The 25,611-nt window shown below is 40.0% G+C and carries 29 protein-coding genes and 2 pseudogenes; 18 read left to right on the plus strand and 13 right to left on the minus strand.

Annotation, left to right across the window (positions count from 1 at the left end; genetic code table 11):
• Window positions 1-77: 77 nt before the first annotated feature.
• From napA to B0183_RS01270, 5 genes are all read right to left on the minus strand, one after another.
• Entirely contained in the window at window positions 78-2,561 is a 2,484-nt protein-coding gene (gene napA, locus B0183_RS01250; protein WP_078208213.1) for a nitrate reductase catalytic subunit NapA, read from the minus strand.
• 32 nt (window positions 2,562-2,593) lie between these two features.
• On the minus strand, window positions 2,594-2,878 hold the full coding sequence (locus B0183_RS01255; RefSeq protein ID WP_021110111.1) for a chaperone NapD: 285 nt from the start codon (window positions 2,876-2,878) through the stop codon (window positions 2,594-2,596).
• A 52-nt stretch (window positions 2,879-2,930) separates the two neighbouring features.
• Window positions 2,931-3,488: a ferredoxin-type protein NapF gene (gene napF / locus B0183_RS01260; protein WP_078208214.1), complete on the minus strand. Its 558-nt coding sequence runs from the start codon at window positions 3,486-3,488 to the stop codon at window positions 2,931-2,933.
• Between the two features lie 171 nt (window positions 3,489-3,659).
• A complete protein-coding gene (gene ykgO / locus B0183_RS01265) occupies window positions 3,660-3,785 on the minus strand; it encodes a type B 50S ribosomal protein L36 (RefSeq protein WP_005713329.1) in 126 nt (41 codons plus the stop codon).
• Window positions 3,786-3,803: 18 nt separating this feature from the next.
• Complete coding sequence (locus tag B0183_RS01270) at window positions 3,804-4,070, minus strand: type B 50S ribosomal protein L31 (RefSeq protein WP_005713327.1); 267 nt, start codon at window positions 4,068-4,070, stop codon at window positions 3,804-3,806.
• Window positions 4,071-4,283: 213 nt separating this feature from the next.
• On the opposite strand from B0183_RS01270, the gene rpe reads away from it, so the two are divergent.
• Window positions 4,284-4,958, plus strand: a complete 675-nt coding sequence (gene rpe, locus B0183_RS01275) for a ribulose-phosphate 3-epimerase (RefSeq protein ID WP_078208215.1) — start codon at window positions 4,284-4,286, stop codon at window positions 4,956-4,958.
• A gap of 74 nt (window positions 4,959-5,032) precedes the next feature.
• Here rpe and B0183_RS01280 read toward each other — a convergent pair whose 3' ends face one another.
• Both B0183_RS01280 and B0183_RS01285 read right to left on the minus strand, forming a co-directional pair.
• Window positions 5,033-6,481, minus strand: a complete 1,449-nt coding sequence (locus B0183_RS01280; RefSeq protein WP_071610706.1) for a sulfatase-like hydrolase/transferase — start codon at window positions 6,479-6,481, stop codon at window positions 5,033-5,035.
• 106 nt (window positions 6,482-6,587) lie between these two features.
• A complete protein-coding gene (locus tag B0183_RS01285; RefSeq protein ID WP_078208216.1) occupies window positions 6,588-8,279 on the minus strand; it encodes a solute:sodium symporter family transporter in 1,692 nt (563 codons plus the stop codon).
• Between the two features lie 253 nt (window positions 8,280-8,532).
• On the opposite strand from B0183_RS01285, the gene B0183_RS01290 reads away from it, so the two are divergent.
• The 4 genes from B0183_RS01290 (at window position 8,533) to B0183_RS01305 (ending at window position 11,487) form a co-directional block, all read left to right on the plus strand.
• Window positions 8,533-9,339 carry a sulfite exporter TauE/SafE family protein gene (locus B0183_RS01290; RefSeq protein ID WP_021114472.1) on the plus strand — a complete coding sequence of 269 codons (807 nt, stop codon included), beginning with the start codon at window positions 8,533-8,535 and terminating at the stop codon, window positions 9,337-9,339.
• Window positions 9,340-9,462: 123 nt separating this feature from the next.
• Window positions 9,463-10,353 carry a DNA-binding transcriptional regulator OxyR gene (gene oxyR / locus B0183_RS01295; RefSeq protein WP_021118596.1) on the plus strand — a complete coding sequence of 297 codons (891 nt, stop codon included), beginning with the start codon at window positions 9,463-9,465 and terminating at the stop codon, window positions 10,351-10,353.
• Complete coding sequence (gene fabR, locus B0183_RS01300; RefSeq protein WP_035493968.1) at window positions 10,350-10,970, plus strand: HTH-type transcriptional repressor FabR; 621 nt, start codon at window positions 10,350-10,352, stop codon at window positions 10,968-10,970. The genes oxyR and fabR overlap by 4 nt, the downstream gene beginning before the upstream one ends.
• Before the next feature lies 1 nt (window position 10,971).
• Window positions 10,972-11,487 (plus strand): protein disulfide oxidoreductase, encoded by a 516-nt coding sequence (locus tag B0183_RS01305; protein ID WP_078208217.1) that lies wholly within the window; start codon window positions 10,972-10,974, stop codon window positions 11,485-11,487.
• A 41-nt stretch (window positions 11,488-11,528) separates the two neighbouring features.
• On the opposite strand, the gene dsbA is transcribed toward B0183_RS01305, so the two are convergent.
• Complete coding sequence (dsbA, locus tag B0183_RS01310) at window positions 11,529-12,167, minus strand: thiol:disulfide interchange protein DsbA (RefSeq protein WP_005713308.1); 639 nt, start codon at window positions 12,165-12,167, stop codon at window positions 11,529-11,531.
• Between the two features lie 38 nt (window positions 12,168-12,205).
• Window positions 12,206-12,475, minus strand: a complete 270-nt coding sequence (locus B0183_RS01315; protein ID WP_078208218.1) for a DUF1040 family protein — start codon at window positions 12,473-12,475, stop codon at window positions 12,206-12,208.
• An 84-nt stretch (window positions 12,476-12,559) separates the two neighbouring features.
• On the opposite strand from B0183_RS01315, the gene mobA reads away from it, so the two are divergent.
• Window positions 12,560-13,672, plus strand: coding sequence for a molybdenum cofactor guanylyltransferase MobA (gene mobA / locus B0183_RS01320; RefSeq protein WP_021114474.1), 1,113 nt, complete (start codon window positions 12,560-12,562; stop codon window positions 13,670-13,672).
• A 132-nt stretch (window positions 13,673-13,804) separates the two neighbouring features.
• Window positions 13,805-13,951: a hypothetical protein gene (locus B0183_RS12090; protein WP_459543469.1), complete on the plus strand. Its 147-nt coding sequence runs from the start codon at window positions 13,805-13,807 to the stop codon at window positions 13,949-13,951.
• A gap of 388 nt (window positions 13,952-14,339) precedes the next feature.
• Here B0183_RS12090 and B0183_RS01330 read toward each other — a convergent pair whose 3' ends face one another.
• Window positions 14,340-15,128 carry an IclR family transcriptional regulator gene (locus B0183_RS01330; protein ID WP_078208219.1) on the minus strand — a complete coding sequence of 263 codons (789 nt, stop codon included), beginning with the start codon at window positions 15,126-15,128 and terminating at the stop codon, window positions 14,340-14,342.
• A 224-nt stretch (window positions 15,129-15,352) separates the two neighbouring features.
• Here B0183_RS01330 and yiaK point away from each other — a divergent pair, with 224 nt between their 5' ends.
• From yiaK to B0183_RS01360, 6 genes are all read left to right on the plus strand, one after another.
• Window positions 15,353-16,351 carry a 3-dehydro-L-gulonate 2-dehydrogenase gene (gene yiaK / locus B0183_RS01335; protein ID WP_021111842.1) on the plus strand — a complete coding sequence of 333 codons (999 nt, stop codon included), beginning with the start codon at window positions 15,353-15,355 and terminating at the stop codon, window positions 16,349-16,351.
• 48 nt (window positions 16,352-16,399) lie between these two features.
• Window positions 16,400-16,867: a YhcH/YjgK/YiaL family protein gene (locus tag B0183_RS01340; RefSeq protein ID WP_021111847.1), complete on the plus strand. Its 468-nt coding sequence runs from the start codon at window positions 16,400-16,402 to the stop codon at window positions 16,865-16,867.
• A 1-nt stretch (window position 16,868) separates the two neighbouring features.
• Entirely contained in the window at window positions 16,869-17,351 is a 483-nt protein-coding gene (locus tag B0183_RS01345) for a TRAP transporter small permease (protein WP_021110120.1), read from the plus strand.
• Entirely contained in the window at window positions 17,348-18,625 is a 1,278-nt protein-coding gene (locus B0183_RS01350) for a TRAP transporter large permease subunit (protein WP_078208220.1), read from the plus strand. The genes B0183_RS01345 and B0183_RS01350 overlap by 4 nt, the downstream gene beginning before the upstream one ends.
• An 18-nt stretch (window positions 18,626-18,643) precedes the next feature.
• Window positions 18,644-19,630: a TRAP transporter substrate-binding protein gene (locus B0183_RS01355; RefSeq protein ID WP_021113033.1), complete on the plus strand. Its 987-nt coding sequence runs from the start codon at window positions 18,644-18,646 to the stop codon at window positions 19,628-19,630.
• A gap of 73 nt (window positions 19,631-19,703) precedes the next feature.
• Window positions 19,704-21,155, plus strand: a complete 1,452-nt coding sequence (locus B0183_RS01360; RefSeq protein ID WP_021114478.1) for an FGGY-family carbohydrate kinase — start codon at window positions 19,704-19,706, stop codon at window positions 21,153-21,155.
• 76 nt (window positions 21,156-21,231) lie between these two features.
• Here B0183_RS01360 and B0183_RS01365 read toward each other — a convergent pair whose 3' ends face one another.
• The gene (locus B0183_RS01365; protein WP_021114479.1) at window positions 21,232-21,402 is read right to left on the minus strand and encodes a hypothetical protein; all 171 of its coding nucleotides are present in this window, start codon (window positions 21,400-21,402) and stop codon (window positions 21,232-21,234) included.
• A 28-nt stretch (window positions 21,403-21,430) separates the two neighbouring features.
• On the opposite strand from B0183_RS01365, the pseudogene B0183_RS01370 reads away from it, so the two are divergent.
• Window positions 21,431-21,619 (plus strand): annotated as a pseudogene (locus B0183_RS01370) (Gfo/Idh/MocA family oxidoreductase); the annotation flags it as partial.
• A 155-nt stretch (window positions 21,620-21,774) separates the two neighbouring features.
• On the opposite strand, the gene B0183_RS01375 reads toward B0183_RS01370, so the two are convergent.
• The gene (locus B0183_RS01375; protein ID WP_021113030.1) at window positions 21,775-22,077 is read right to left on the minus strand and encodes a hypothetical protein; all 303 of its coding nucleotides are present in this window, start codon (window positions 22,075-22,077) and stop codon (window positions 21,775-21,777) included.
• Window positions 22,078-22,170: 93 nt separating this feature from the next.
• Complete coding sequence (locus tag B0183_RS01380; RefSeq protein WP_021113037.1) at window positions 22,171-22,731, minus strand: TorD/DmsD family molecular chaperone; 561 nt, start codon at window positions 22,729-22,731, stop codon at window positions 22,171-22,173.
• A 60-nt stretch (window positions 22,732-22,791) separates the two neighbouring features.
• On the opposite strand from B0183_RS01380, the gene nfo reads away from it, so the two are divergent.
• From nfo to B0183_RS01395, 4 genes and pseudogenes are all read left to right on the plus strand, one after another.
• Window positions 22,792-23,637 (plus strand): deoxyribonuclease IV, encoded by an 846-nt coding sequence (gene nfo, locus B0183_RS01385; RefSeq protein ID WP_021109945.1) that lies wholly within the window; start codon window positions 22,792-22,794, stop codon window positions 23,635-23,637.
• A 117-nt stretch (window positions 23,638-23,754) separates the two neighbouring features.
• The gene (locus tag B0183_RS13080; RefSeq protein WP_412459323.1) at window positions 23,755-23,931 is read left to right on the plus strand and encodes a hypothetical protein; all 177 of its coding nucleotides are present in this window, start codon (window positions 23,755-23,757) and stop codon (window positions 23,929-23,931) included.
• Window positions 23,932-23,936: 5 nt separating this feature from the next.
• Window positions 23,937-24,281: pseudogene (locus B0183_RS01390) on the plus strand (NlpC/P60 family protein); the annotation flags it as partial.
• A gap of 210 nt (window positions 24,282-24,491) precedes the next feature.
• Window positions 24,492-25,589, plus strand: a complete 1,098-nt coding sequence (locus tag B0183_RS01395; RefSeq protein ID WP_078208221.1) for an ISAs1 family transposase — start codon at window positions 24,492-24,494, stop codon at window positions 25,587-25,589.
• The last annotated feature ends 22 nt before the right edge of the window (window positions 25,590-25,611 follow it).

Raw genomic sequence — 25,611 nt, forward strand, 5'->3', positions numbered from 1 at the left:
TGCAAATTGTTGCTCAAATCTAACCGCTTACGGGGTATCTGATATTCTTCCCCCATTTATGGGGGAAGTGTTCTTGGCTAAGCCTTCACAACCTTAACCGCACATTTTTTGAAGTCGGTTTCTTTTGAGATTGGGTCGGTTGCATCTAAGGTTAATTTATTGGCTAACTGACCTGCATCGAAGAAGGTGGTGTAAATTAAGCCTTCAGGCACTTTGTTACGACCACGGGTATCTAAATGCGAGATCATCTCACCACGGCGTGAAATTACTTTCACTTTGTCGCCGTGACGTAAACCACGTTTTTGAGCGTCCGTTGGGTGCATCCACACTAAGTTATTCGGGAATGAACGGTGTAATTCAGGTACACGACGGGTCATTGAGCCTGAGTGCCAGTGTTCAAGTACACGCCCTGTTGATAACCATAAATCATATTCCGCATCTGGTGCTTCTGCAGGTGGCTCATAAGGTACAGCAAGAATAATCGCTTTTTTATCTGGATAACCGTAGAAAGCAACGCCTTCGCCTGCTTTGACATATGGGTCATAGCCTTCACGGTAACGCCATAAGGTTTCTTTGCCATCCACGACCGGCCAACGTAAACCACGTGCTTTATGATAAGTTTCAAAGTCTGCTAAATCGTGACCGTGACCACGACCGAATGCCGCATACTCTTCAAATAAACCTTTTTGTAAATAGAAGCCAAAATGGGTTGACTCATCATTGATGTAATCAGCTTTATCCGTTGGTACTTGGAATTTATCCACTTGACCATTGCGATATAACACATCGTATAGTGTTTTACCTTTATATTCAGGGTTTGCTGCTAATACTTCTGCTGGCCACATTTCATCTGTGGTGAAGTATTTAGAGAACTCCACTAATTGCCATAAGTCTGATTTCGCTTCGCCTGGTGCTTTCACTTGTTGGAACCAGAACTGAGTACGACGCTCTGCGTTACCATAAGCCCCTTCTTTTTCTACCCACATTGCTGTTGGAAGAATTAAGTCTGCAGAAAGTGCAGAAACTGTTGGGTATGGATCTGACACAACAATAAAGTTGCGTTCATCACGCCAGCCTGGCATACGCTCTTGGTTAATATTCGGACCACATTGCATATTATTGTTACACATTACCCAGTAAGCATTGAGTTTACCGTCTTTTAATGCACGGTCTTGTGCCACAGCGTGCAAGCCTACTTTAGTTTGGATAACACCATTTGGTAACTTCCATAATTTTTCTGCGGTTTTAACGTGTTCAGGGTTAGTCACCACTAAATCTGCTGGTAAGCGGTGAATAAAGGTTCCTACTTCACGTGCTGTACCACAGGCTGATGGCTGACCTGTTAATGAGAAAGGTCCACAACCTGGTTTAGAAATTTTGCCTGTCAGTAAGTGAATGTTATAGATGAGATGGTTTGCCCACACACCACGAACGTGTTGGTTAAAGCCCATTGTCCAGAATGAAACGATGTTCAGGTTTGGATCCGCATACATTTTCGCAAGGCTTTCTAACTGATCTTTTGGCACGCCCGATAATTCGTGTGCTTTATCTAAGGTATATTCAGAAACAAGCTGTTTAAACTCTTCAAAGCTACTGTCGTGCATTTTGCCTGCAGTTTTTGCATTTTTAGCCGCTTGTTCTAATGGGTGGTTGTCACGCAGACCGTAACCGATATCCGTTTCACCACGTTTGAATTTAGTGTGTTTTTGGATAAAGTCTTGGTCAATCGCATTGTTTTGAATCAAGTAATTTGCGATATAGTTCATAATCGCTAAATCACCTTGTGGTTTAAATACGATAGGCAAATCCGCAAGTTCAAAAGAACGGTGTTCAAAGGTAGAAAGAACCGCAACTTTTGCATCTTGTTTGGATAAACGGCGATCAGAAATACGCGACCATAAGATCGGGTGCATTTCCGCCATATTGGATCCCCAAAGCACAAATACATCGGCTTTCTCAATATCGTCATAACAACCCATCGGTTCGTCCATACCAAAGGTACGCATAAACGCAACCGCTGCTGAAGCCATACAGTGACGTGCATTTGGATCGATATTATTTGAACGTAAACCTGCTTTAAATAGTTTAGATTTTGCTACCCCTTCAAAGATCGTTGATTGACCCGAAGTAAACATACCCACGCCATTTGGACCTTGCTCTTTAATCGCTTTCTTGAATTTTTCCGCCATAATGGTAAATGCTTGATCCCAAGAAACAGGGGTAAATTCACCATTTTTGTCGTACTTACCGTCTTTCATACGCAACATTGGCGATGTTAAGCGGTCTTTTCCGTACATAATTTTCGGCAGGAAGTAACCTTTAATACAGTTCAAACCACGGTTTACTTCGGCATCAGGGTCACCTTGAGAAGCAACCACACGTCCATTTTGCGTACCGACAAGCACGCTACAACCTGTACCGCAGAAACGGCAAGGTGCTTTATCCCATTTAATGCTATTGTCGTTAGCGTACACATTTTTCACAGGTAACGTAATACCTGCGGCGAGAGCTGCTGCTGCCGCTGCATTCGCTTTCATAAAATCGCGACGATTGAGTTCCATAAATTCCCCACAAAATAATAGGTAATACCAAATTAAAGAGCTTCATCTTGGTGGCTATAAATCAGCGACACCACGATAACCCCTTCAATATCTTTAATCATTTCCATACGATCAACCAAATCAGGTTGATAACTGGACTCCAAAACAACCACGAGTTTACTTTCTTCAAGTTTCACCCCGTGGATTTCCGTATTCGGTAACTCAGTTAAGGCTTGCTTCACCAAGTCCAACTTTTCAGGTTTCACTTGAACTACAAGACTGCAAACATACCAGTTGTCCGCTTCGTCATAGTTCAATTTATCAGATACATTTCTCATTATTACTCTCTTTTATCCCTATCCCGTTTACGGGAGAGGGAGGAGAAAGCCTTTAGGCTTTCGGAGGGAGAGGGCTTTGGACATTTCTCACCAAAGTGACCGCTTGTGTCGGGCAAACTGCCATACAAGCCCCACAACCATTACAACTTTCCACATTTAATTCAGGCATTGCCACTCGCCCCACTTGTCGCTTAAAGCGAATAGCGCGGCTTTCACAACTATCTTCACAACTACGGCATTCCACACCGCTAAACGTCATACAGCTTTGCTGAATTTCAACATAATGAAACCACGCTCGCTCATCTGTTGAACGAAACACATCGGCTTCACACGCCTTCACACACGCCTGACAAAAAGTACACTCCCCACGTCCATTCATAAAATTGACTTCAGGATAACCGCCAGCCCCTTTCACTAAAATTTGCGTTTCACACACAGCAATACACTTATCACAATCGGTGCATTTATCAAAAAAATTTGCAAGATCAGTCCAAGGTGCTCGAACGGCTTGATGCCCTTGCTGAGCCACTTTTTCGTCCTGAAGTGATTTCAAAAAATGTCCACGCAAAAAGCTACGGCGAGGTAAAGTTGTTTCTGTAAAATTAGCCAAAAATAGTTTACTAAATGGATAGGTTATTTATGTTAATGATTGTAACATTTATAAAACATAAAAAATGCAAACAAAATACATTTTATGAATGTTATTTGACAATAATCAATAAAAAAGCGGTGAAAATGATTTAATTCTCACCGCTATATATTTGATTTTATAATGCTTTTCTTAACGCTGTCTTGCCTTAAAGCGAGGGTTCGTTTTACAAATCACATATAATTTGCCCTTACGACGAACCACTTGGCAATCTGGGTGGCGTGATTTCGCTGATTTAAGCGAATTTAAAATTTTCATTTTGTCCCCTTTTATTTCTTATTTTTTCGTTAAGCTCGAAATGCCTTTAAAGCGTTCATTGAATTTGCTTGCACGTCCTTCAGTATTTGCTTCACGGCGTTTACCCGTATAAACAGGGTGAGAAGCAGAAGACGTATCTAACGGATAAAGTGGATACTCTTTACCATCTTCCCACACCATTGTTTTATTTGTTGCCGCACAAGAGCGGATAATCCAGCCTTGTTGCACACTGCCGTCGTAAAATAACACTTCACGATAATTTTCAGGGTGAATCCCTTTTTTCATATATTCTCCTAGTCAAAAACTCAGACTTAAAACCATAAATTAAATATGGGATTATTTTGCCTGAAGCAAAATAAAAAAGCTATAATTTTTTTATGGTCTTTGTCACTTTTTTCAACTTAAACACAAGGAAATAACGAAATTGCGAACTGGATCTAAGTTTCTTAGCAATAAATATGCTAGGCTATTGCTATTTTGTAAGTAGGAGATCAGACAATGGCAAAACAACCTTATCTCATCGCCCCATCTATCTTATCTGCGGATCTTGCTCGTTTAGGCGATGATGTTGCAGACGTATTAAAAGCAGGGGCGGATTTAATTCATTTTGATGTAATGGACAACCACTATGTGCCGAATTTAACGTTCGGTCCTGCAATTTGCAAAGCCTTACGGGATTACGGCATTACTTGCCCGATTGATGTACATTTAATGGCAAAACCCGTTGATCGCTTAATCCCTGATTTTGCAAAAGCAGGGGCAGACATCATCACCTTCCACCCAGAAGCAACAGAGCATATTGACCGCTCGTTACAACTTATCCGTGAACACGGTTGCAAATCAGGCTTAGTATTTAACCCTGCAACGTCGTTAAGCTACTTAGACTATGTAATGGATAAAGTCGATGTGATTTTATTAATGTCCGTTAATCCAGGTTTTGGCGGACAAGCATTCTTACCATCTACCTTGAATAAATTGCGTGAAGCTCGCCGCAGAATTGATGCCAGTGGATTTAACATTCGCTTGGAAGTTGATGGCGGTGTGAAAGTCAATAATATTGCTGAAATTGCAGAAGCAGGAGCTGATATGTTTGTTGCAGGCTCTGCAATTTTCGATCAACCAGATTATAAAGCTGTGATTGATCAGATGAGAGCGGAGTTGGCTGTAAAATAATACTGTAAAATATCTAAGAGGTTAACCAGATTAAAACTATTTATTATATCTATCAGGTTAACCCCTTAATGCCCTTAAATTTCATCAATAATCCGATACACCCAATTCTCAAGCGGGTCGTTCAGACGTTTCATTTCCAAACGCATCTCTTCGAGCATCTCTTTTTTGATTTCCTTATAGGTATCATCATAGAAAAGGTTGTGCATTTCTTCAGGATCTTTACGGACATCATAGAGTTCGCAGAGGTCGGTGGCGTTGAATACCAATTTGTAGTCTTTACGTCGCCACATACGCTGTTCAAAGTAAACAAAGTGTCCTGCAAGTTGGCAGAGCAAGCCTTTGCGGTCGTTCTCTTTGTTTTCTCTGGTGATTGGTAAAATGGTTTCCCCTTGGAACTCTGGCGGTACTTCTTGCCCAGCCACATCATAGACCGTTGAGGTTAGGTCGTGAAGATAGACGAGGTTGTCATCAACTTCATTGACACGGTTAGATTGTGGGTCTTTGATGATCAGTGGGACGTTGTAGGTGGTTTCAAACATAAACTCACCTTTTTCAATCATACGATGTGCCCCCATTGCATCGCCGTGATCTGCTGTGGCGACAAGGAAGGTGTTTTCGTATAAGCCGTTTTCTTCCAAGAAGGTAAACAGCTCACCGATGGCATCATCTATTAAGGTAATGTAGCCCCAGAATTTCGTGATCACTTCTTTCCAACGTTCTTCGCTGGCTTCCCACATTCCCCACATTTTTGAGATGGTGCGGAAATGCCCTGGTTTACCTTCAAGCGGTTTGAAGAAACTTTCATCTAGCACAACGTCTTTTGGATCGTACATTGAGTAATAAGGCTCAGGCACAATGCAAGGGGTGTGTGGTCCCCAGAAGTTGATCCAAGTGAAGAACGGTTTACCTTCAGCCAGCGATTCGCGGATATATTTTTTCGCTTCGTCAATGATGAAGTATTCAATGGTTTCTTCTTTTGTGCCAGAGAGCAAACCACATAACTCTTGTACGCGTAAATGAGGGTTATCGCCAAAGTAAGCTCGGCTGACTTCAGGGATTTCATAGCCTTTTTCTTCTAGCCATTCACGATAACGGTTAGAGTGTGTCGGCGGTTGGTTGAACACCAAATTTTTATAGACTTGGCTACCTGGGTAACCGTATCCGTCAAAATTGTGTCCTTTAATCCCGTAATCTTCAGGAACAGATTTTGTGCCGACGTGCCATTTTCCTACGACATAAGAGTTGTATCCTTCTAAGTTACAGATATTCGGTGCCTGTTGGCTGATTTCCCCTGTGCCACCTTTTTCGCCGTTCTTAATAATACCGTGACTAGATGGCATTAAGCCGGTAAACAATGATGTTCGAGCAGGTCCACACACAGAAGCAGGCGTAAAGGCATTATTGAAACGAATACCGTCTGCTGCAAGTCTGTCAAGGTTAGGGGTTTTGACAATTTGGTGTCCGTAAGGACCAAGCATATCTTTGCGGACTTGGTCTAAAAGAATGTAAACGATGTTGTTCATAATGCTATTCCATTATTTTAGGGTAGGGACACACTGCGTGTGTCCGTACATTTGTTTTTCTTTGGACACACGCAGTGTGTCCCTACACTTTAATTATGCTTTGTTATTACGCTTTATCTACCATTTTCTTTTTACCGAAGAAAATCAGGATAAGCACTTGCACCACGGCCCATACGCCCATAATCATTGTCGCATTGCCTTCTGCGGAAGCTAAACCAAGCGGTGATAACACTAAGTGTAAGGTAATTAAGCCTAACACTAATGAAGCTACTGCAGTTCTTGCATATTCCCAGTGGGTTAAATCGACATTTGAATGATTGACTTGGTTATCTTCATATGGGGTCGCACGTTTTAAGAACTGACCTAAGATAAGCATTAACGCTACATCAAAGACGAAGAGTGAACCCATTACATACACAAAGTTTACGTTCACATTGATAATCCAAACGAGAGTGAAGTAAAGCACAACGTGGACTAACAAGGTAATGCGTGCAGCTAAGCCTGATACATAGCGGTTGAACAATCCAACGGCAAAGAGTGCCACGATAGGAATGTTAAAGAAGCCAGCAAAACGGCGAGTGAATAAGAATATACCGTCTGTACCGAACATCAATAACGGTGCAACAACCATTGTGATAATCGCCATAATGGTACAGACTTTTTTCGCATAACTGATAAGCTCTGCATCGGTGCGTTTGACTTTAGTAATCGCAGGCAATAAGTCGTTACAGTAGATGGTTGCCGCTGAATTTAAGAATGAGTTGAAGGTACTTAAAATCGCTCCGAATAATGCAGCCACAAAGAAGCCTTGTAACCAAGTCGGTAACACTTTATTGACTAAACTTGGGTATGAGGCATCAATCGGTTTTAAGCCTTCGCCAAGAATGTGATAGCTTAATAAGCCTGGCAAGTTAAGGATTAACGGTAGCAACAAGAGGAAAAGTGCTGCAATTAAAATCCCTTTTTGACCCGCTTTTAAATCTCTTGCCCCTAATGCACGTTGCACAATCGCTTGGTTTGTGGTCCAGTAGAAGAAGTTGACGATTAAGATACCCGTGAAGATTGCCGGCCAAGGCACAGCGTCTGTTGCACTACCGATGGCATTGAATTTTTCAACGTGGGTTGTACCGATAATGTGTAAACCTTCTGAAATACTGCCATTACCTAAATAAGCAAGAGCAAAGATAGGCACAAGTAAGGCACCGATCACTAAGATCACTGCATTCCAAGTATCCGATACGGCAACAGCTTTTAAGCCGCCGAAAATCGCATAAATTGCACCGATGATACCGATTGCAATCACAGTGTAAGTAATCGCTTCGCCATAGCTAAGATTAAACACTTCTTGTAGGCTGAAGATTTTGTTAAATGCAATTGCCCCTGTATAAAGTGCGGTTGGGATAGCAATGAAAAGATAGAAGAACAAGAAGAGCGTGGACATAATCAAACGAGTTTGTCTGTCGAAACGTGCTTCAAAGAACTCTGGAATGGTGGTGTAACCGTTACGGATATATTTTGGTAACAGATATAACGCAAGGAAACAGAGTGGAATGACTGATTGTACAGTCCACGCCATAATCGAGAAGTTACCTGCATAAGAGTTTGCGTTGATCCCGATTAACTGTTCCGTTGAAAGTGAGGTTAATACCATTGAGCAGCCGATGACCACACCACTCAATCCACGCCCTGCAAGGAAATAACCTTTTGATGATTTTAAATCATCACCCTTAGTTTGATACCACGAAATCCAGCCAACTGCAGCAGTGACTAGAATAAAACTGACTATTGTGAGCAACATATAGTCCTCCTTTCATTTTGAGATTAAATTATCACATAACTATTCTAGAAATTTAGAACCGCTTTAGCATAATCTCGTTAGATGTAAATAAATTATGATAATTGTCATAACTGTAAAGTGATCTTGCTCACAAATTTAGAAAATAGTGAAATTTCACTCGGAAAAATATGAGGACGATCATAATGGGATAGCAGATTTCACTTTCATAATAGAAGCTGTAGGACTTTCAACACCTCTATATTAGGGGGCATTTATGACAATAACCACAATTTTGATTTTAATCGCCTGTGGCATACTGACTAATTTAATGTCAGCACTGTTTGGGATCGGCGGCGGTGTGCTAATGGTGCCGATTTTACATACACTGTTTCCTGAATTTTCGTTGCAAATGGTTGCTGCCACCTCTTTAATGACAGTGATGGGAACAGCAACAATCAACTTAGTCTATTTCTATAAACAGCGTGTTCCTGTCAAAATGAAATCACTGTTGCTATGGTCAACTGGAATGATTATCGGCGTTCAGCTCGGGTTTGAAATTAGTTTTTTCATTCCAAATTGGGCAATTGTTGCAGTGTTTGTGACTACACTTGTTGTCCTTGCATTACGTCTTATTCTCGCAAAAAAATCTGAGAATTCCACCGCTTGTAGCTCGTTAAAAGAGAACATTAAGGGAATTTCAGTATGCTTATTTGGTGGAAGTGTCGCAGGAATTACAGGTATTGGTGGTGGCTCAATTATGGCACCTCTTATTAGTTTATTACCAAGCGTCAAACCACATCACATCGCCGCTTATAGCAACTATATGATGATTATTGGTGGATTAGGAAACTTATACGGTTATCTAAGCAAAACTCCACCGGTCTATTTAGAAAACTCTTGGCAAGTGGGATATGTGAATTTTACCGTTGTGTCTATTGTGGTTCTATGTTCATTTTTAACCAGTTTCTTTTCAATGAAGCTGAGAGGGATTTTAAAACCGCTTACAATGCAAAGGTTGCTAAGTGGTATTTTGTTGATGATTGCTGGTTATATGTTGATCTTGCAGGGTGTTCGTTATTAGGCTGGTAAATATTATTTAGATAGCGTAATTTGATGTTATGCTCTATGGTATATTTAAAACATTAATATTTTGTCATCAAATATGGCATAATTTAATTATTGATTTAATGGGGACTAGTATTATATGAATATCCGAGATCTAGAATATCTAATCGCTTTAGCTGATTTTAAACATTTTCGTAAAGCAGCTGATGCTTGTAATGTAAGCCAGCCCACACTGAGTGGGCAGATTCGTAAGTTAGAAGATGAGCTCGGAACTGTGCTATTGGAAAGAACTAGCCGGAAAGTACTCTTTACCCAATCAGGGCTTACCTTAGTTGAACAAGCAAAAGCTGTGTTAAGAGAAGTGAAGATTCTTAGAGAAATGGCAAGCAACCAAGGTAAAGCAATGTCTGGCCCCTTACATATTGGTATCATTCCAACATTAGGACCTTATATTTCACCGATAATTTTTCCTCAACTAAAACAACTTTTCCCTAGATTAGAGCTTTATATTTATGAACTACAAACATCATTACTTGTGGAACAACTTGAGTCGGGACAACTAGATTGCGTTATTTTAGCTTTTGACAAAGAAAGCGCGCCATTTATCGAAATACCTATTTTTAATGAAAAAATGCTACTTGCAGTATCCAATCAGCATAAATGGGCAACAACAACCTCAATAGACTTATCAAAATTACGCGATCAAGAAATGTTGATGCTAGATGGAGGGCATTGTCTACGAACACAGTTGATGGACTATTGCTTATCAATCGGAGCAAAAGAGAACAGCCACTTTAAAGCAAATAGTTTAGAAACATTACGTAATATGGTTGCCGCAGATGAAGGAATTGCGTTTATTCCTGAACTAGCAGCTAAAATTGGAAAAACAGATAATTTACACTATATTCATTTTAATAATCCTGAACCATATAGAACAATTGGGTTAATCTATCGCCCCGGCTCCCCATTACGGTTGCGATATGAACGCCTTGCAAAAGAGATTCAAAAAATAATGTCAGAGATTCAATAATGAGTAGTGGAATCAGAGCAATCCAAAAAGAGAAAACTCGCCGTGCATTAGTTGATGCTGCATTTAACCAGCTAACTGCAGACAAAAGTTTTTCAAATTTAAGTCTACGTGAAGTTGCCCGTGAAGCGGGCATTGCACCAACGTCTTTTTACCGACACTTTAAAGATATGGATGAATTGGGGTTAGCAATGGTAGACGAATCAGGGTTAATCTTACGTCAATTAATGCGCCAAGCTAGAAAAAGATTAGAAAAAGGGGGGAGTGTTATTGCTATCTCTGTAGAAACCTTTTTTGAACTTATTGAATACCGCCCTAATATGTTTCGTCTTTTGCTGAGAGAACGATCAGGAACCTCGCAAGAATTTAGAACTGCCACGTCACGTGAAATCCAGCATTTTGTAGCAGAACTCGCAGAATATATTCAACAAAGAGATCACGCAATAACTCAGGAACTAGCTTATATTCAATCTGAAGGACTTGTTACTCTCGTTTTCACAGCAGGTTCCCATGCTTTAGACTTAAATAGTCAAGAACGAGAAAAATTAAAACAACGTGTAATTACACAATTAAGAATGCTAGCTAGAGGAGCTGCAGCTTATACTGGTGGTAAGAAATAAAATGAAAAAGCATGGCATTATCAACTGTTCTATGAAAAATATTTTGTTATTTGTGAGTTTATTTGTATTGATCAACACTGCAGTAGATTGGTTTCGTAGACCCAATCCCTCTCATCAATTTGCAGAACAAGTTTTATATGATTTGGAGAAAAATCCTCAAATTATTGCACAACTAAGCCACCAAAAATCACTGTTACTCTATTTTTGGGGCAGTTGGTGCAAATTTTGTGAATATACCTCCCCATCTATTTCTCAGCTTGTACTAGATGGCGCCAATGTTTTAAGTATTGCTCTCAAATCGGGAAGTGATGATGAAGTAAAACAGTATATGAAAGCGCATCAATATCATTTTGTGACTATCAATGATCCAATAGGGACATTTTCAAAAAGTTGGGATATTCAAGCGACTCCGACATTAATTATTGTAAAAGATGGCAAAATGATTAGCCACACTACTGGCTTCTCAACCTATTGGGGGATTAAAATTCGGTTATGGTTAGCCGATTGGGTGAGATAAAAACAAGCGGTCAGATTGAACGCTTGTTTTGCAAATACACTCTATTTTTTCACTAAAAATAAAATCGCATCAATATAACGTTGAACAAATTCGTTGGTTGAGCCTGAATCGGAGAAACCTTCTGGATTTAGCTGATATTGTTCATTCACAAAAAATGCTGGCACGCCACGCACTTTAAATTCTTCAGCAGCTTGAGTTTGTTTTGTCACTAAACCATTCACCGCAAAGCTATTAATGCCGCCGTCAAATTGTTCTGCGGTAATACCATTTGCTAAGAAAATCGCACGAATGTCGTCCATTGATTTAATTGCATCTTTTTGTGCCGCTTCAAATAATGGGGTTTTCACCTTATCTTCCGCGCCTAATGCCATTGCTAATGCCCACGCTCGTGTTAATTCTGTCGATTGACGACCTAAAAAATCAACGTGGTACTGTTTTAACACAGCCCCTTCAGGTAAACCTGCTTTGACTTTACTTGGAATTTTGTAATTCAATTCAAAATCATAGCAGTGTGGGCAATAGAAAGAGAAAAATTCTAACACCTCTTTTTGAGCCGAAGGCACTTGGCGAACTTCGAGATACTCTTTATTTGCAACAGGATCTTGTGCCATTGCGGTTGTTGAAAAAGCCCCTAATGCAGAAAGGGCAATGAATACGGTTTTTAAAGCAAATTTCTTCATAAATTCCTCGAGTTAAAAAAGTCGATCCTATGACAACATTAATCATTTAAAATTCCACGCGCTTTTAATAAAGCAGTTTTAAAATCTTCTTCGTAATCTTTTTTGATACCAGGGATCACTTCGGTTTTATTTTTTTCACGCATTTTGAGTTGATAAATTAACACTTCATCACGCAGTGCATCTAAATCATTCGGTTTGCCAACTTCTTCAGCAAGTTTGTGTAATAAATCAAGTAAGTGAAGATCGGGTTCTTTACGCCAATGTTCACCTAATAGCTCTAACACTTCGTCTAAACGTTTACATTTCATCAGAAAATCCTTAAAAAATTTGGAAAAAACTAGGCAGGATCATATACTTTTAAGGTTAATTTTGCAAAAACAAGGGGAAAATAAATGCAATTTAATCAAATTCAAGGGGTAATTTTAGCGGGGGGGCTTGCTCGTCGTTTGAATGGGGTACAAAAAGGATTGCAACTTCTACAAGGTAAACCTCTGATTTCTCATATTTTGGAAAGATTATCCCCACAAATTTGCAAAATCTGGTTGAATGTGAACCGCTTGCAAGCGCAGTATCAGCAACACTATCCTGATATTCCGCTTTATGCCGATTGTCTTGAAGGCTTTCAAGGGGCATTAAGCGGTATGTTAGCTGGCTTTGAGCAAATTGATAGTGAATATTTGCTATTTGTCCCTTGCGATAGCCCATTTTTACCTGAAAATCTTGCCGTAAAACTAAGTACAGCCTTACAGATCAACAATGCTCAAATTGCCTTTGCCCACGACGGTGAACGCCCACACCCGACTTTTGCTTTAATCCATCGTTCTGTCGTACCTGCATTACAAGATTACCTGAATAATGGCGAACGCCGTCTATTTCAGTTTTTCCAAAGCCAACGCAGTATTGCCGTTGATTTTTCCGAACAAAAACAGGCGTTTAACAATTTTAATACCCCAGAAGATTTTCTTCCGTATTCCCTCCCTCCGCTTGCGGGGGGAGATGTCCGCAGGACAGAGGGGGGCGTTCCGTTGCTTGCAGTGACAGGTTATAGTGGCACAGGCAAAACCACTTTACTTGAAAAGCTCATTCCCCAGTTAAATCAAAAAGGGATAAAAGTAGGTTTAATTAAGCACTCTCATCATAATGTCGATGTCGATAAAGCAGGAAAAGACAGCCATCGCCTACGTTTAGCAGGGGCAAATCCGACAATGATTGTGTGTGAACAGCGTTGGGCGATGATGGTGGAAACGAATACTCTCGCGTCTTTTAATGTACTGGTAAAACAGATGGAAACACAAAATGTCGATCTGATTTTAGTCGAAGGCTTCAAACACGAAACCTTGCCGAAAATTCAGCTACACCGAAAAGAGATGGATAAACCCTTACCTGAGTTAGATCCTTTCACCCTTGCCACCGCAACGGATTATCCGTTGGAAAGAGAAAATCTGTTGGATATTAATAATGTGGAGCAGATTGCGGAGTTTGTGGTGGGTGTTTTGGAAGGGTAACGTATTGGAGCTAATAAACGACATAGTAGGAAAATTTATGTAGCAACTGCTACATAATATCGATAGTATAAGGCTTTAAGCCCTCTTTTTGAAACATGAACAAAAAACTGCCCATTTTGCCAAAGCCTGAAAATAAAAAAACATAGGACATCAAAGAATATTCAACGATATTTTTGTCATAAGTGTCATAAAACATTTTCTCTTAAGAATAAATTAGATCCAATAAAAATTTGGACTGATTACACATCTGGAAAACAAACCTATCAACATTCCTTATAAATATCGTAATGTAAGAAGTACTTATACCAGTTTAAATCGTTATATAGATTTTATTTTTACCTATGAGAAATATTCTGAATTAAATATAGAAAAGACTATAGATCACTTAGAGGGATTATTTAGAAAACTTGAGTGGAAATTAAATAATTACAAGGGGTTAACGAAATCTATAACACGTTGTTTATAAATAATTTTTAAATAAAAAGAGTTGCTAATATTTAAAGAAAATAAACATTAGCAACTATTTTGTCTACTATGCTAGATATCTATATTAGCATATAACCATAAATAATAGTTTACTGCTTATAGTAAATCATCTCCTTAGCCACCAATCTATACTTTATATTCTAAATTACTTTAGATTAGACATAGTAAGTCATTGGTAAGATTAAATTTCCTTCCACCCTAACTCCTGCGAAATAGTTTGTGCAGTTTGTTGTACCTCGCGTAGAAAATCACCCATCGTATATTCATTCAAACGATGAATAGATGTTGAAACTGAAATGGCATATTCCACTCTGCCAAGGTGATTAAATACAGGTACAGCGAGGCAGCACACGCCAAGTTCATTTTCTTCCCTATCCATAGCAAAACCAGATTGAAGAATGTCATTGAGTTCTTGACGCATAGCTTGAATGTCCGTAATGGTTTTGCAAGTTCTTTGCTCAATCTGACCGCTATGTGCCTGCCAATAACGATCTAAATATTCTTTATTTTCTTCATAAGCAAGATAAAGTTTACCCATTGCAGAACAATAAAGTGGCAAATGTTGTCCAATATAGGCGCGCGTTTTCATCATACCCATTGTTGGCTCGAGCTTGTAAATCATAATCGCGTGATCGTCTTCTCGCTTTGAAAAATTGACGGTTTCACCTAAGGCAAGATTTAATCGTTCTAAATGCGGGGAAGCTAAATGAATAATATTCATTGAAGCAAGGGTTTTCTGCCCTAAACTTAGACATTTTGTTGTTAAACGATAGCTACCAACAGAACTTGCTGCTTTCACATACCCCTCGTTTTGTAACCCTTGCAGTAAACGGTGTACGGTACTTTTGTTAAGTTCTGAAATTTCAGCCAATTTCGCTAGTGGGCAACCATTTGGAAAGTTACTTAAAATATCCATTAAACGTAAACCACGAATAAGGCTTTGATTTCCACCACTTTTTTCCTCTGCCATTCTGTTCTCCTATTTCATTTTATACCTCCTATCATAGCATATTTTTCTCTTTCATATTTTGGAATGCAATCCCATAAAAATGAGATCTTACTCACAAAACTAAAACTTTACAAATAACATATTGATTTTAAATGGTTTTTATTTTTATGGTTTGATTGACTTTTAATCTGTTTAGGTTTAATTTATGAAATATCATTTTGATATATGAAACAAAGGGGTTGCTAATGAAAGTATCATATCAAGAGCTTAAAGCCGAATTTAAACGTGTGCTACTTGCCCGCAATGTTCGTGAAGAGATTGCAGAAGAGTGTGCCACAATGTTTGCTGACACTACCCAAGCGGGTGTTTATTCTCACGGTGTAAACCGTTTTCCTCGTTTTATTCAACAGTTAGAAAAGGGCGATGTTATTCCTGATGCAGTGCCAACTAAAGTGCTTTCGTTAGGGGCGATTGAACAATGGGACGCACATCAAGCCATCGGTAACTTAACTGCTAAAAAAATGATGGATAGAGCAATGGAAATTGCTGACCAATTTGGTATCGGTGTAGTGGCATTAAAAAATGCAAATCACTGGATGCGTGGCGGCGGTTATGGCTGGCAAGCTGCTGAGAAAGGTTATATCGGCATTTGTTGGACAAACGCCCTTGCGGTAATGCCACCTTGGGGGGCAAAAGAGTGCCGTATCGGAACAAATCCATTAATTATTGCTGTACCAAGTAACCCAATCACAATGGTTGATATGTCTTGCTCAATGTACTCTTACGGTATGTTGGAAGTTCATCGTTTAGCGGGGCGCCAAACCTTTGTTGATGCTGGTTTTGATGATGACGGCAATCTCACTCGTGATCCGGGTACCGTTGAGAAAAACCGTCGCTTATTACCTGCAGGTTTCTGGAAAGGTTCTGGTTTATCTATCGTGTTAGATATGATTGCTACCTTACTTTCTAATGGTCTATCGACTGCTGCGGTGACAGAAGATAAAGATGATGAATATTGTGTTTCACAAATCTTTATTGCAATCGAAGTTGATCGCTTAATTGATGGCAAAACCAAAGAAGAAAAACTTGAACGGATTATGGATTATGTCCGCACAGCGGAACGTTCTGATCCAAATGTGGCAATTCGCTTACCAGGACACGAATTTACCACTATTCTGGCAGAGAACAAAGCGAATGGTATTCCTGTAGATGATACCGTTTGGGCGAAATTGAAGTCGCTATAAACATATAGCGATCCAATTTTCCATCTTTTTTACTAAAAGGAGGATGAAATGTTCTTCGGTCACATTTCCAACGTAAACAAAAGCCAATATCCGAAAGCAATTCAATTTGCTCTAGATTACTTACAAAATACCGACTTTGATCGCCTTGAAGTAGGGCGTTATTCACTGAAAGAAGATCGTATTTATGTACAAGTTCTTGATTTAGATACTAAACCTAAATCTGCTTACCAGCCAGAAGTTCACCGAAATTACTTAGACGTACAATATTTACATCGGGGAAAGGAAATAATGGCAAGTGCGATTGATTTAGGGCAAAACCCTGTTGCAACAGCCTATGATCCAGAGCGAGATATTCAATACTACTCAGCCGTTGAGCAAGAAAATGAATTTCACTGTGTTGAAGGGAATTTCGCAGTCTTTTTTCCTGAAGATACCCACCGTACTGCCATTTACGACGGCACGGAAATGATCCGCAAAATCGTCGTCAAAATCGCAATGAGCGAAATTGAGGTGTAATATGAAATCTCTAGCACTTTATACGAGCAAAGCCCTTGAGTTTCTTGTGGTGATCATCTTATCTACGATGGCTTGTTTGGTCTTTTTAAACGTTGTTCTGCGTTATGGATTTAATAGCAGTATTAACATAACCGAAGAAGTTTCCCGTTATTTGTTTGTGTGGCTGACATTCTTAGGAGCAATTCTTGCTTTTAGCGATAATCAACATGTTAGTGTCACTATGCTTACCGACAAACTTTCCCCTACCACACGCCATATCCTTCGTCTATTTACAGATAGCATTATGTTATTTTGCTGCTATCTCGTTGTGCAAGGTGGCTGGGTTCAATTCCAATTAAATCTTCATAACTTATCGCCTATATCTGAAATACCAACGGGAGTAACGTATCTTGCAGCGGTTATTTCAGGAGTGTTTATTGCAATATTAATTGCCACAAGAGTGATATCAACAGCAGCAATACTTATTAGAGGAGAAACCAAATGACGGTGGTAATTTTCCTTTCTGTACTATTAGGTGCAATTATTTTAGGCATACCTGTTGCCTTTGCTCTCTTAGTTTGTGGCATCGCATTAATGTTACATCTTGATCTGTTTGATGCACAAATTCTTGCTCAACAAATTGTCAGTGGTGCAGATAGCTTTTCATTAATGGCTATTCCGTTCTTCATTCTTGCAGGTGAAATAATGAATGAGGGGGGACTATCCAAACGAATTATTGATCTGCCGATGAAATTAGTCGGACATAAACGTGGTGGATTAGGTTTTGTGGCAATTTTAGCGGCAATGATTATGGCGAGCCTTTCCGGTTCTGCCGTAGCCGATACAGCCGCTGTCGCTGCCATGTTGTTACCGATGATGAAAACGACGGGCTATCCGGTGGATAAATCCGCAGGTTTAATCGGCACCGCAGGAATTATAGCTCCGATCATTCCACCTTCTATTCCGTTTATTGTCTTCGGTGTTGCCAGCGGTGTATCTATTACCAAATTATTCTTAGCAGGCATTTTTCCTGGTATTATGATGGGAGTTTGTTTAGCGGCACTTTGGTGGTGGCAGGCAAAACGTCTTAATTTAATGACATTCTCAAAAGCGACGAAACAAGAGCTTTGTATTTCCTTTAAAAATAGTATCTGGGCGTTGATGCTGCCCGTGATTATCATCGGTGGTTTCCGTTCTGGAATGTTCACACCAACCGAAGCGGGGGCAGTTGCGACGTTCTATGCGTTGGTCGTATCGCTCTTTGTTTATCGTGAACTCAAGCTAAAAGATCTGTATAAAGTCCTACTCAATGCAGGAAAAACAACCGCTGTTGTAATGTTCCTTGTTGCAGCAGCAAATGTCACGGGCTGGTTAATTACCGTAGCAGAATTACCACAAATGATGACAGAATTACTTGAACCGCTCATCGGTTCTCCAACTCTATTACTTATCGTGATTATGATTGCCGTATTCATCATCGGAATGGTAATGGACTTAACACCTACGGTTTTAATTCTCACACCAGTATTAATGCCACTTATTGAAGAAGCAGGTATTGACCCTGTTTATTTCGGCGTACTGTTTATCTTAAATACCTCTATCGGCTTAATTACTCCACCTGTCGGTAACGTGCTGAACGTAATTACTGGAGTTTCCAAACTACCGTTTGATCAAGCCGCTAAAGGTATTCTGCCATATATGTTGATGATGGCATTGCTATTTACCTTTGTCTTCTTCCCATCATTAATTTTAACGCCACTTTCGTGGATGCAACCTTAATTTTACAAGGAGAACACTATGAAACTGTTTAATCTTAAAACACTCGCTGCCTTAATCGCTTCTGCTGTCTTGTTTAGTGGAACGGCGAACGCTGAAACCACCTTACGTTTTGGTTACGAAGCACCTCGTAGCGATACCCAACATACCGCAGCAAAAAAATTCAATGATTTGCTGAAAGAAAAAAGTAAGGGTGAAATCAAATTGAGCTTATTCCCTGATAGCACCTTAGGAAATGCACAAACAATGATCGGTGCGGTGCGTGGCGGAACTATCGACATTGAAATGTCTGGCTCACCAAATTTCTCAGGTCTAGAGCCAAAATTAAATGTAATCGATATTCCTTTTATCTTTAAAAACCGTGAACACGCTTATGCTGTATTAGACGGCGAAATCGGTCAAGGTTTATTAAAAGATTTAGAAGCACAAGGATTAAAAGGCTTAGCTTTCTGGGAAGTCGGGTTCCGTTCATTTACTAACTCAAAACACCCAGTCAAATCACCTGAAGATATCAAGGGGTTAAAAGTCCGTACTAACCAAAACCCAATGTATATTCAGGCATTTAGCCTACTTGGTGCAAATCCTGTGCCGATGCCACTTTCTGAACTTTATACCGCGCTTGAAACACGAGCAGTAGATGCACAAGAACACCCAATCGGTATTTTCTGGTCAGCTAAACTTTATGAAGTACAAAAACATTTAAGTTTAACTAATCACGGCTATACCCCATTAATTGTTGTAATGAACAAAGCGAAATTCGACAGTTTCTCACCAGAATTACAACAAGCAATTCTTGATGCAGCCAAAGAAGCTGGCAACTATCAACGCCAACTTAACTTAGAGAATGAAAAAGAGATCATCGCTAAATTACAAAAAGCAGGTATTCAAGTGATTGAAGAAGTAGATAACAAACCGTTTAAAGCCATCATTGAAGCAGATGTTCGCAAAGCCTTTATTGAGAAAAACGGCAGTGAATTAGTTGAAAAAATTGATGGGTTAGCGAAATAATAAATCTTCTCTATCCCATCCCCCTTTTTCCCCAAAGGGGGATTTGCTAATACAGAAATAAAAAGGAACTCAAATGAACTACTACTTAGGCATTGATTGTGGTGGCACTTTTATTAAAGCAGCACTGTTTGATCGTCACGGACAAATCTGCGGACTTGCTCGTGAAAATGTAGCGGTCATCAGCGAAAAAGCAGGTTATGCAGAAAGGGATATGGCTCAACTTTGGCAAGTCTGTGCCAATGTTATTCACCAAACACTTGAAAAAAGTGATGTAGAGCCAACCGCAATCAAAGGAGTAGGCATTTCAGCTCAAGGAAAAGGTGCGTTTTTACTGGATAAAAATAAACAACCACTAGGTAGAGCGATCTTATCTTCCGACCAACGTTCTATCGACATCGTTAAACAGTGGCAAAAAGAAGGCATACCAGAAAAACTCTACCCAATCACCCGCCAAACCTTATGGACAGGGCACCCCGTTTCCATTTTACGTTGGATAAAAGAACACGAACCAGAACGTTATGCACAAATCGGTTCTGTATTAATGTCACACGACTACTTACGCTTTTGCCTTACTGGTGAATTACATTGTGAAGAAACCAATATTTCTGAGTCCAATCTCTACAATATGGCAGAAGGAAAATACGATCTCCAACTTGCTGAAATACTTGGTTTGCAAGAAATCATTGATAAATTACCGCTTGTGATCGCCCCAAACCAAGTGGCAGGTTATGTGACCGAAAAGGCTTCCGCTCTTTGTGGTTTAGCGGCGGGAACACCTGTGGTCGGTGGCTTATTTGACGTCGTTTCTACCGCATTATGTGCAGGGTTAGATGATGAAACCAAACTTAATGCCGTACTCGGTACTTGGTCGGTTGTCAGTGGTATCACAGACCATATCGATCCAAACCAAGATTTACCGTTTGTTTACGGACGTTATGCACAAGCGGGCAAATTTATCGTCCACGAAGCCAGCCCAACATCAGCGGGTAATTTAGAATGGTTTATCAAACAGTGGAATTTAGATTACGCTCACATTAATCAAACGATTGCTGAACTACCGCCTGCGACTAGCTCTGTACTGTTTGTCCCATTCCTTTATGGCTCTAACGCAGGTTTAGGTATGCAAGCAGGTTTTTATGGAATACAAGCACATCATACACAAGCTCATCTACTCCAAGCCATTTACGAAGGCGTACTGTTCAGCTTAATGCATCATCTCAACCGAATGCTACAACGCTTCCCGAATACTCAGATACTCCGTGTTACAGGCGGACCAACGAAGTCGCCAATTTGGTTACAAATGCTGGCGGATTTAACAGGAATGACATTAGAAGTACCGAATATTGAAGAAACAGGTTGCTTAGGGGCAGCGATGATGGCAATGGAAGCGGCTGACGAAAATCGCCCAGAACTATTGCAACAAGCAATGCGTCAAGTGCAACCAAATCCTGAACATTTTGAAGCCTATCAACAAAAATATCAGCGTTATCAACAGTTAGTTACTACGCTGAAAGCGTTACACTAGATAAGTTCAAGCGGTAAGATTTATTGCAAATTTAGCAACTGCTCTTACCGCTTGTACATTTCCAATCCCAAGGCTCCTACAAAACAGGCAATTTTGCACTCTCCACAACCGTTGCATACCGATACAAACAGATGTTCGGGGCAAGAAAACGGCGGGGGGCAACTTGGCGAGCGATTTCCGTACTCACACTTTTTTGCGTACCGCCAAGCAAACTGCGAAATAGCCCTCTGCGTGAAATAGTATTCATCGACAGATAGGCTTGATAATACTGTTCGTGGCTAAGTTCTATTATGAAAAAAGAGATGAAATATCTGAATGATATTTTACACGGTATGCAACCAAATGAAGAGTTTATAAAACTACTCACAGGTGAAGCCGCAAGAGCTGCAATTGCAACCGCAGACGCCTGTACGCTTTCTGTAAGGGAAAAACGTCGGGTTGAGTTAAGTGAAATTATTCATTAAATAGTGGGAATTAGTATCTCATTTTGAAAAATAATAGTGTCGTAAAGTGTTCATAAGTTGTGGTATAACAGTAAAATTATACTTGCTTATGAACACTTTTATTTAGTGTGTTTTGGGAGAATAGGGGGGCAAAAAGGAGTAGTGAAATACCAATTTTATTCCGTCGGAGCCACTTCCTCAATCGGAGCTTGTCCTTCTGCTTCATCGGCTCTATTTGGCTGGGCTTGAGGAGCGTCTTTACCTAGCGACAATGCGTCCCATACACTTGGTTTTGCTTCAACCACAGAACCGCCACCTGTACAATAGCGTTGCCCTTTATCTTTCCAAACAGGAATTTGACGAGGGCTGGCGCAGTCCCAAGAACCGTAGCTATTGATACCTACCCATTGAATAGTTGGTATGCTTGGTAGTTTGAAAGCCAAGGGTTCGGCACGTTTAAAATAGAAGTTGTCAAGCAAGCACTGACATTCCTTGAATAAATTAATACCATGTAGCTGTTAGCAAAAGTAATTTCTGTACTATCTAGCAGCTACATGATAATACCAACAAAACTACATATTCTCTAACTCTTCCAACTCATCCGCCATTGCACTTAATGCATCTCGAGTAAGTTGGGCTAATGCTTTATAAAAACCTGTATCAAAGGCTTCCACTTTGCCTAAGAACTTGCTTAAACAAGGTAAAACAAAATGTTCAAAGAAATCACGTTGAGCCTCAGTAGAATCAAGGTTATCTTCAATCCAAGAGGCTGTTAGCAGTAGCAATGCAACGTGATCGGGATTTGCTAATTCAGGCATACCTCTTTGCTGGCGGAAAGCCACAAAGTCAGCAACAGATAATCCATAGGCAGAGATTGTTGTAGCAATAGCTCCATTTTCCACAAAAAGTGCTTGATAACTGTCCGCTTGTTCCGTAGGGTTAGCATTTTTTTCTATGATTGTTAGGGCAAGTTCACTCTGTTCATCAGTTGCCAATGCCCAAGTTTGACGAAGATAACCCTGTTTTAGCCACGCAAAAGTCCCTGCTAAAATAGGATCTGTTGGGTTGCGATAAAAGAGATTGCCGAACAAACGGCACAGTAGAGAAAAGTCGTTGATCGTTGTTTGGTTCATAAAATCAGTTTCCGTAAAAATGAAAGCGGTATGTTACACGAATTATTTGGAGAAAATAAGATGAAATATATTGGTGCTCACGTTAGTGCTTCTGGTGGTGTTGAGAATGCTGTATTACGCTCAGTCGAAATTGGAGCGAATGCCTTTGCTTTGTTTACGAAAAATCAACGTCAATGGCAAGCACCGCCCTTAAAAGAGGATACTATTGAAAAATTTAAACGTTTTTGCCAAGTTCACCATTTTTCGCCAGCACAAATTCTTCCTCACGATAGCTATTTGATTAATTTAGGCAATCCCGAAGCGGAAAATTTGGCAAAATCACGCGAAGCCTTTATTGATGAAATGCGACGTTGCGATCAATTAGGGCTAACCTTGTTAAATTTCCACCCAGGTAGTCATCTAAATAAAATATCGGAACAGGATTGTTTAGCGCGTATTGCCGAATCGATTAACATTGCAGTTGATAGTGTGCCTAATGTGGTGGCTGTGATTGAAAACACGGCTGGGCAAGGCTCAAATTTGGGGTGGCGATTTGAACATTTAGCTGAAATCATTGAGCAAGTTGAAAATAAACAGCGTGTCGGCGTTTGCTTAGACACTTGTCACTTATTTTCGGCAGGTTACGATATTAGTTCATTAACTTCTTGCGAACAAACCTTTGCCGATTTCGATAAAGTGGTCGGTTTTGAGTTTTTGCGAGGTATGCACCTTAATGGCTCAAAAACACCGCTTGCAAGCAGAGTAGATCGTCATCACACATTAAGAGAAGGCACAATCGGGACAGATGTCTTTAAATTTATTATGAATAATGCTCATTTTGACAACATTCCGCTCATTTTAGAAACAATCGAACCTGAAATTTGGGCTGATGAGATAAATTTTCTACGTTCTTTGGAACAAAATTAAGTTATACTGGTCTGACGTGGTGGGTTTTGTGCGGAACAAAACCTTTATTTTATACAAATTCTTGTAATTTTTAGTTGAGGTAATTCGCTTTTCTAGTTCTGGCGAGACAAATTTATTATGCAAAAATCATTATTTTCTTTAACCAAAACCGTTCTTTTTTCTCTGACCATTGCGTTGTCTATTGGGTATAGTTCAAACGCTGTCGCAAGTTTGAGTACCAAACCTGCAACCCCAACGCAGTTAAATAAAGCAAAAACAACGGCAAAATTTGCCTCAGCAAAAAACAAGATGTGACACAGAAAGTAATGAATGTCTATCGTCAATGGGCTGGAACTCGCTACCGTCTAGGCGGTGAAAGCAAAGCAGGTATTGATTGTTCTGCTTTTGTGCAAGCCATTATGGATTCTGCCTTTAGCCAACATTTTCCTCGTTCAACAGCAGAACAACGACATATGGGTAAATCCATCTCTAAATCAGAATTACGTCCAGGTGATTTAGTCTTTTTCCGTAAAAATAATCACGTTGGTGTTTATATCGGTAATGGCAAATTTGTTCACGCCAGCTCAAGCCAAGGTGTAACTACAAGTTCTATGTCAGAGAGATATTGGGCTAAAAGCTATACTCAATCTCGTCGAGTGCTTTAGATTCCATCCTGTATGTTTTTAGCTGAAATGCTATTTCTTATCGGTATACCTTTTGAGCAATGGTCACTTAAATAACCAGATTGAAATAAAAGTAACAAGTCCATTTCATCATGGGTATAGTATGTCAATACAAATCCAGGGCAAGATCGCATCTTTCTCAAATTTATGATCTAATACACCTTAATTATCCGTATCAAATCAGGTTGTAAAATGAGCGTTTTTCGTTTTTTTGAAAATTTATCCGACCCACGAGCCTATAATCAAAAACACCACTTTTTAGACATCGTTTTTCTCGTCGTCAGTGCCGTGATTTCGGGGGCAAATAGTTGGACTGAAATCAAACTTTTTGGCGAATTACATTTGGATTGGTTGCGAAAATATCGTCCTTTTGAGTGTGGCATTCCTGTCGATGATACTATCGCTCGTGTAATAAAACGCATTGAGCCACAAGCGTTTAATGAGGTTTTTCTTAATTTTATCAATGAGATACGCACACAACAAGGACGTGAAGTGATTGCGATTGATGGCAAGACACTTCGTCATAGTTTCAATCCAGAAACCCAAAGTGCTTTGCACAGTGTAACAGTGTGGAGCCAGTCTCGTGGTTTGATTTTGTCGCAGAAAAAATCCTCGGGTAAGCAAAATGAGCAGCAGGCGGTGATGGAAATTATCGATAGTTTTTGCTTAAAAAATGCCGTTATAACGGTGGATGCGATGAATACACAGAAGAAAATTGCCGAGAAAATCATCGAAAAGAAAGGGGATTATGTGATGCCGTTGAAGAAAAATCACCGTCAATTTCAGTCGGAAGTGGAGGCGTATTTTCACAAAATCAGCCGAGATTGCCCCGAAATGCTTGAGACGTTTGAGGAGGTAAATGCGGAACGTCGTCGAATTGATGAGCGTTACTACCGTAAGCTGAAAGTGAGTGATTGGCTGAGCAAAGCGGAGGAATGGAAGGGGATAAAATCGGTGTTGGAGGTGTGTCGCAAGCGGTCAGATAATGGCAAAGAATCGCAAGAAAAAGTTTTTTATATCCGTAGTTTGGATGCTGATATTCAAATGTTGGCGAAGTGCGTGCGAGGGCATTGGGAAGTGGAAAACAAAGCCCATTGGGTGCTAGATATGGTCTATAAAGAAGACGAATGTGCTGTGACCGATGAATGGGGTGCGGAAAATCTGGCAATCTTGCATCGATTAGCGTTGAACTTGGCTCGATTACACCCGAAAAAGCAGAGTATGAAAGGGAAATTGACCGCTGCTGGTTGGTCAGATGAATTTCGAGATGAGCTGTTGCTCGGCGTGTAGGTTGAAAAATGGACAACATATG

This window comes from Glaesserella parasuis (assembly GCF_002015085.1).
Classification (GTDB): domain Bacteria; phylum Pseudomonadota; class Gammaproteobacteria; order Enterobacterales; family Pasteurellaceae; genus Glaesserella; species Glaesserella parasuis.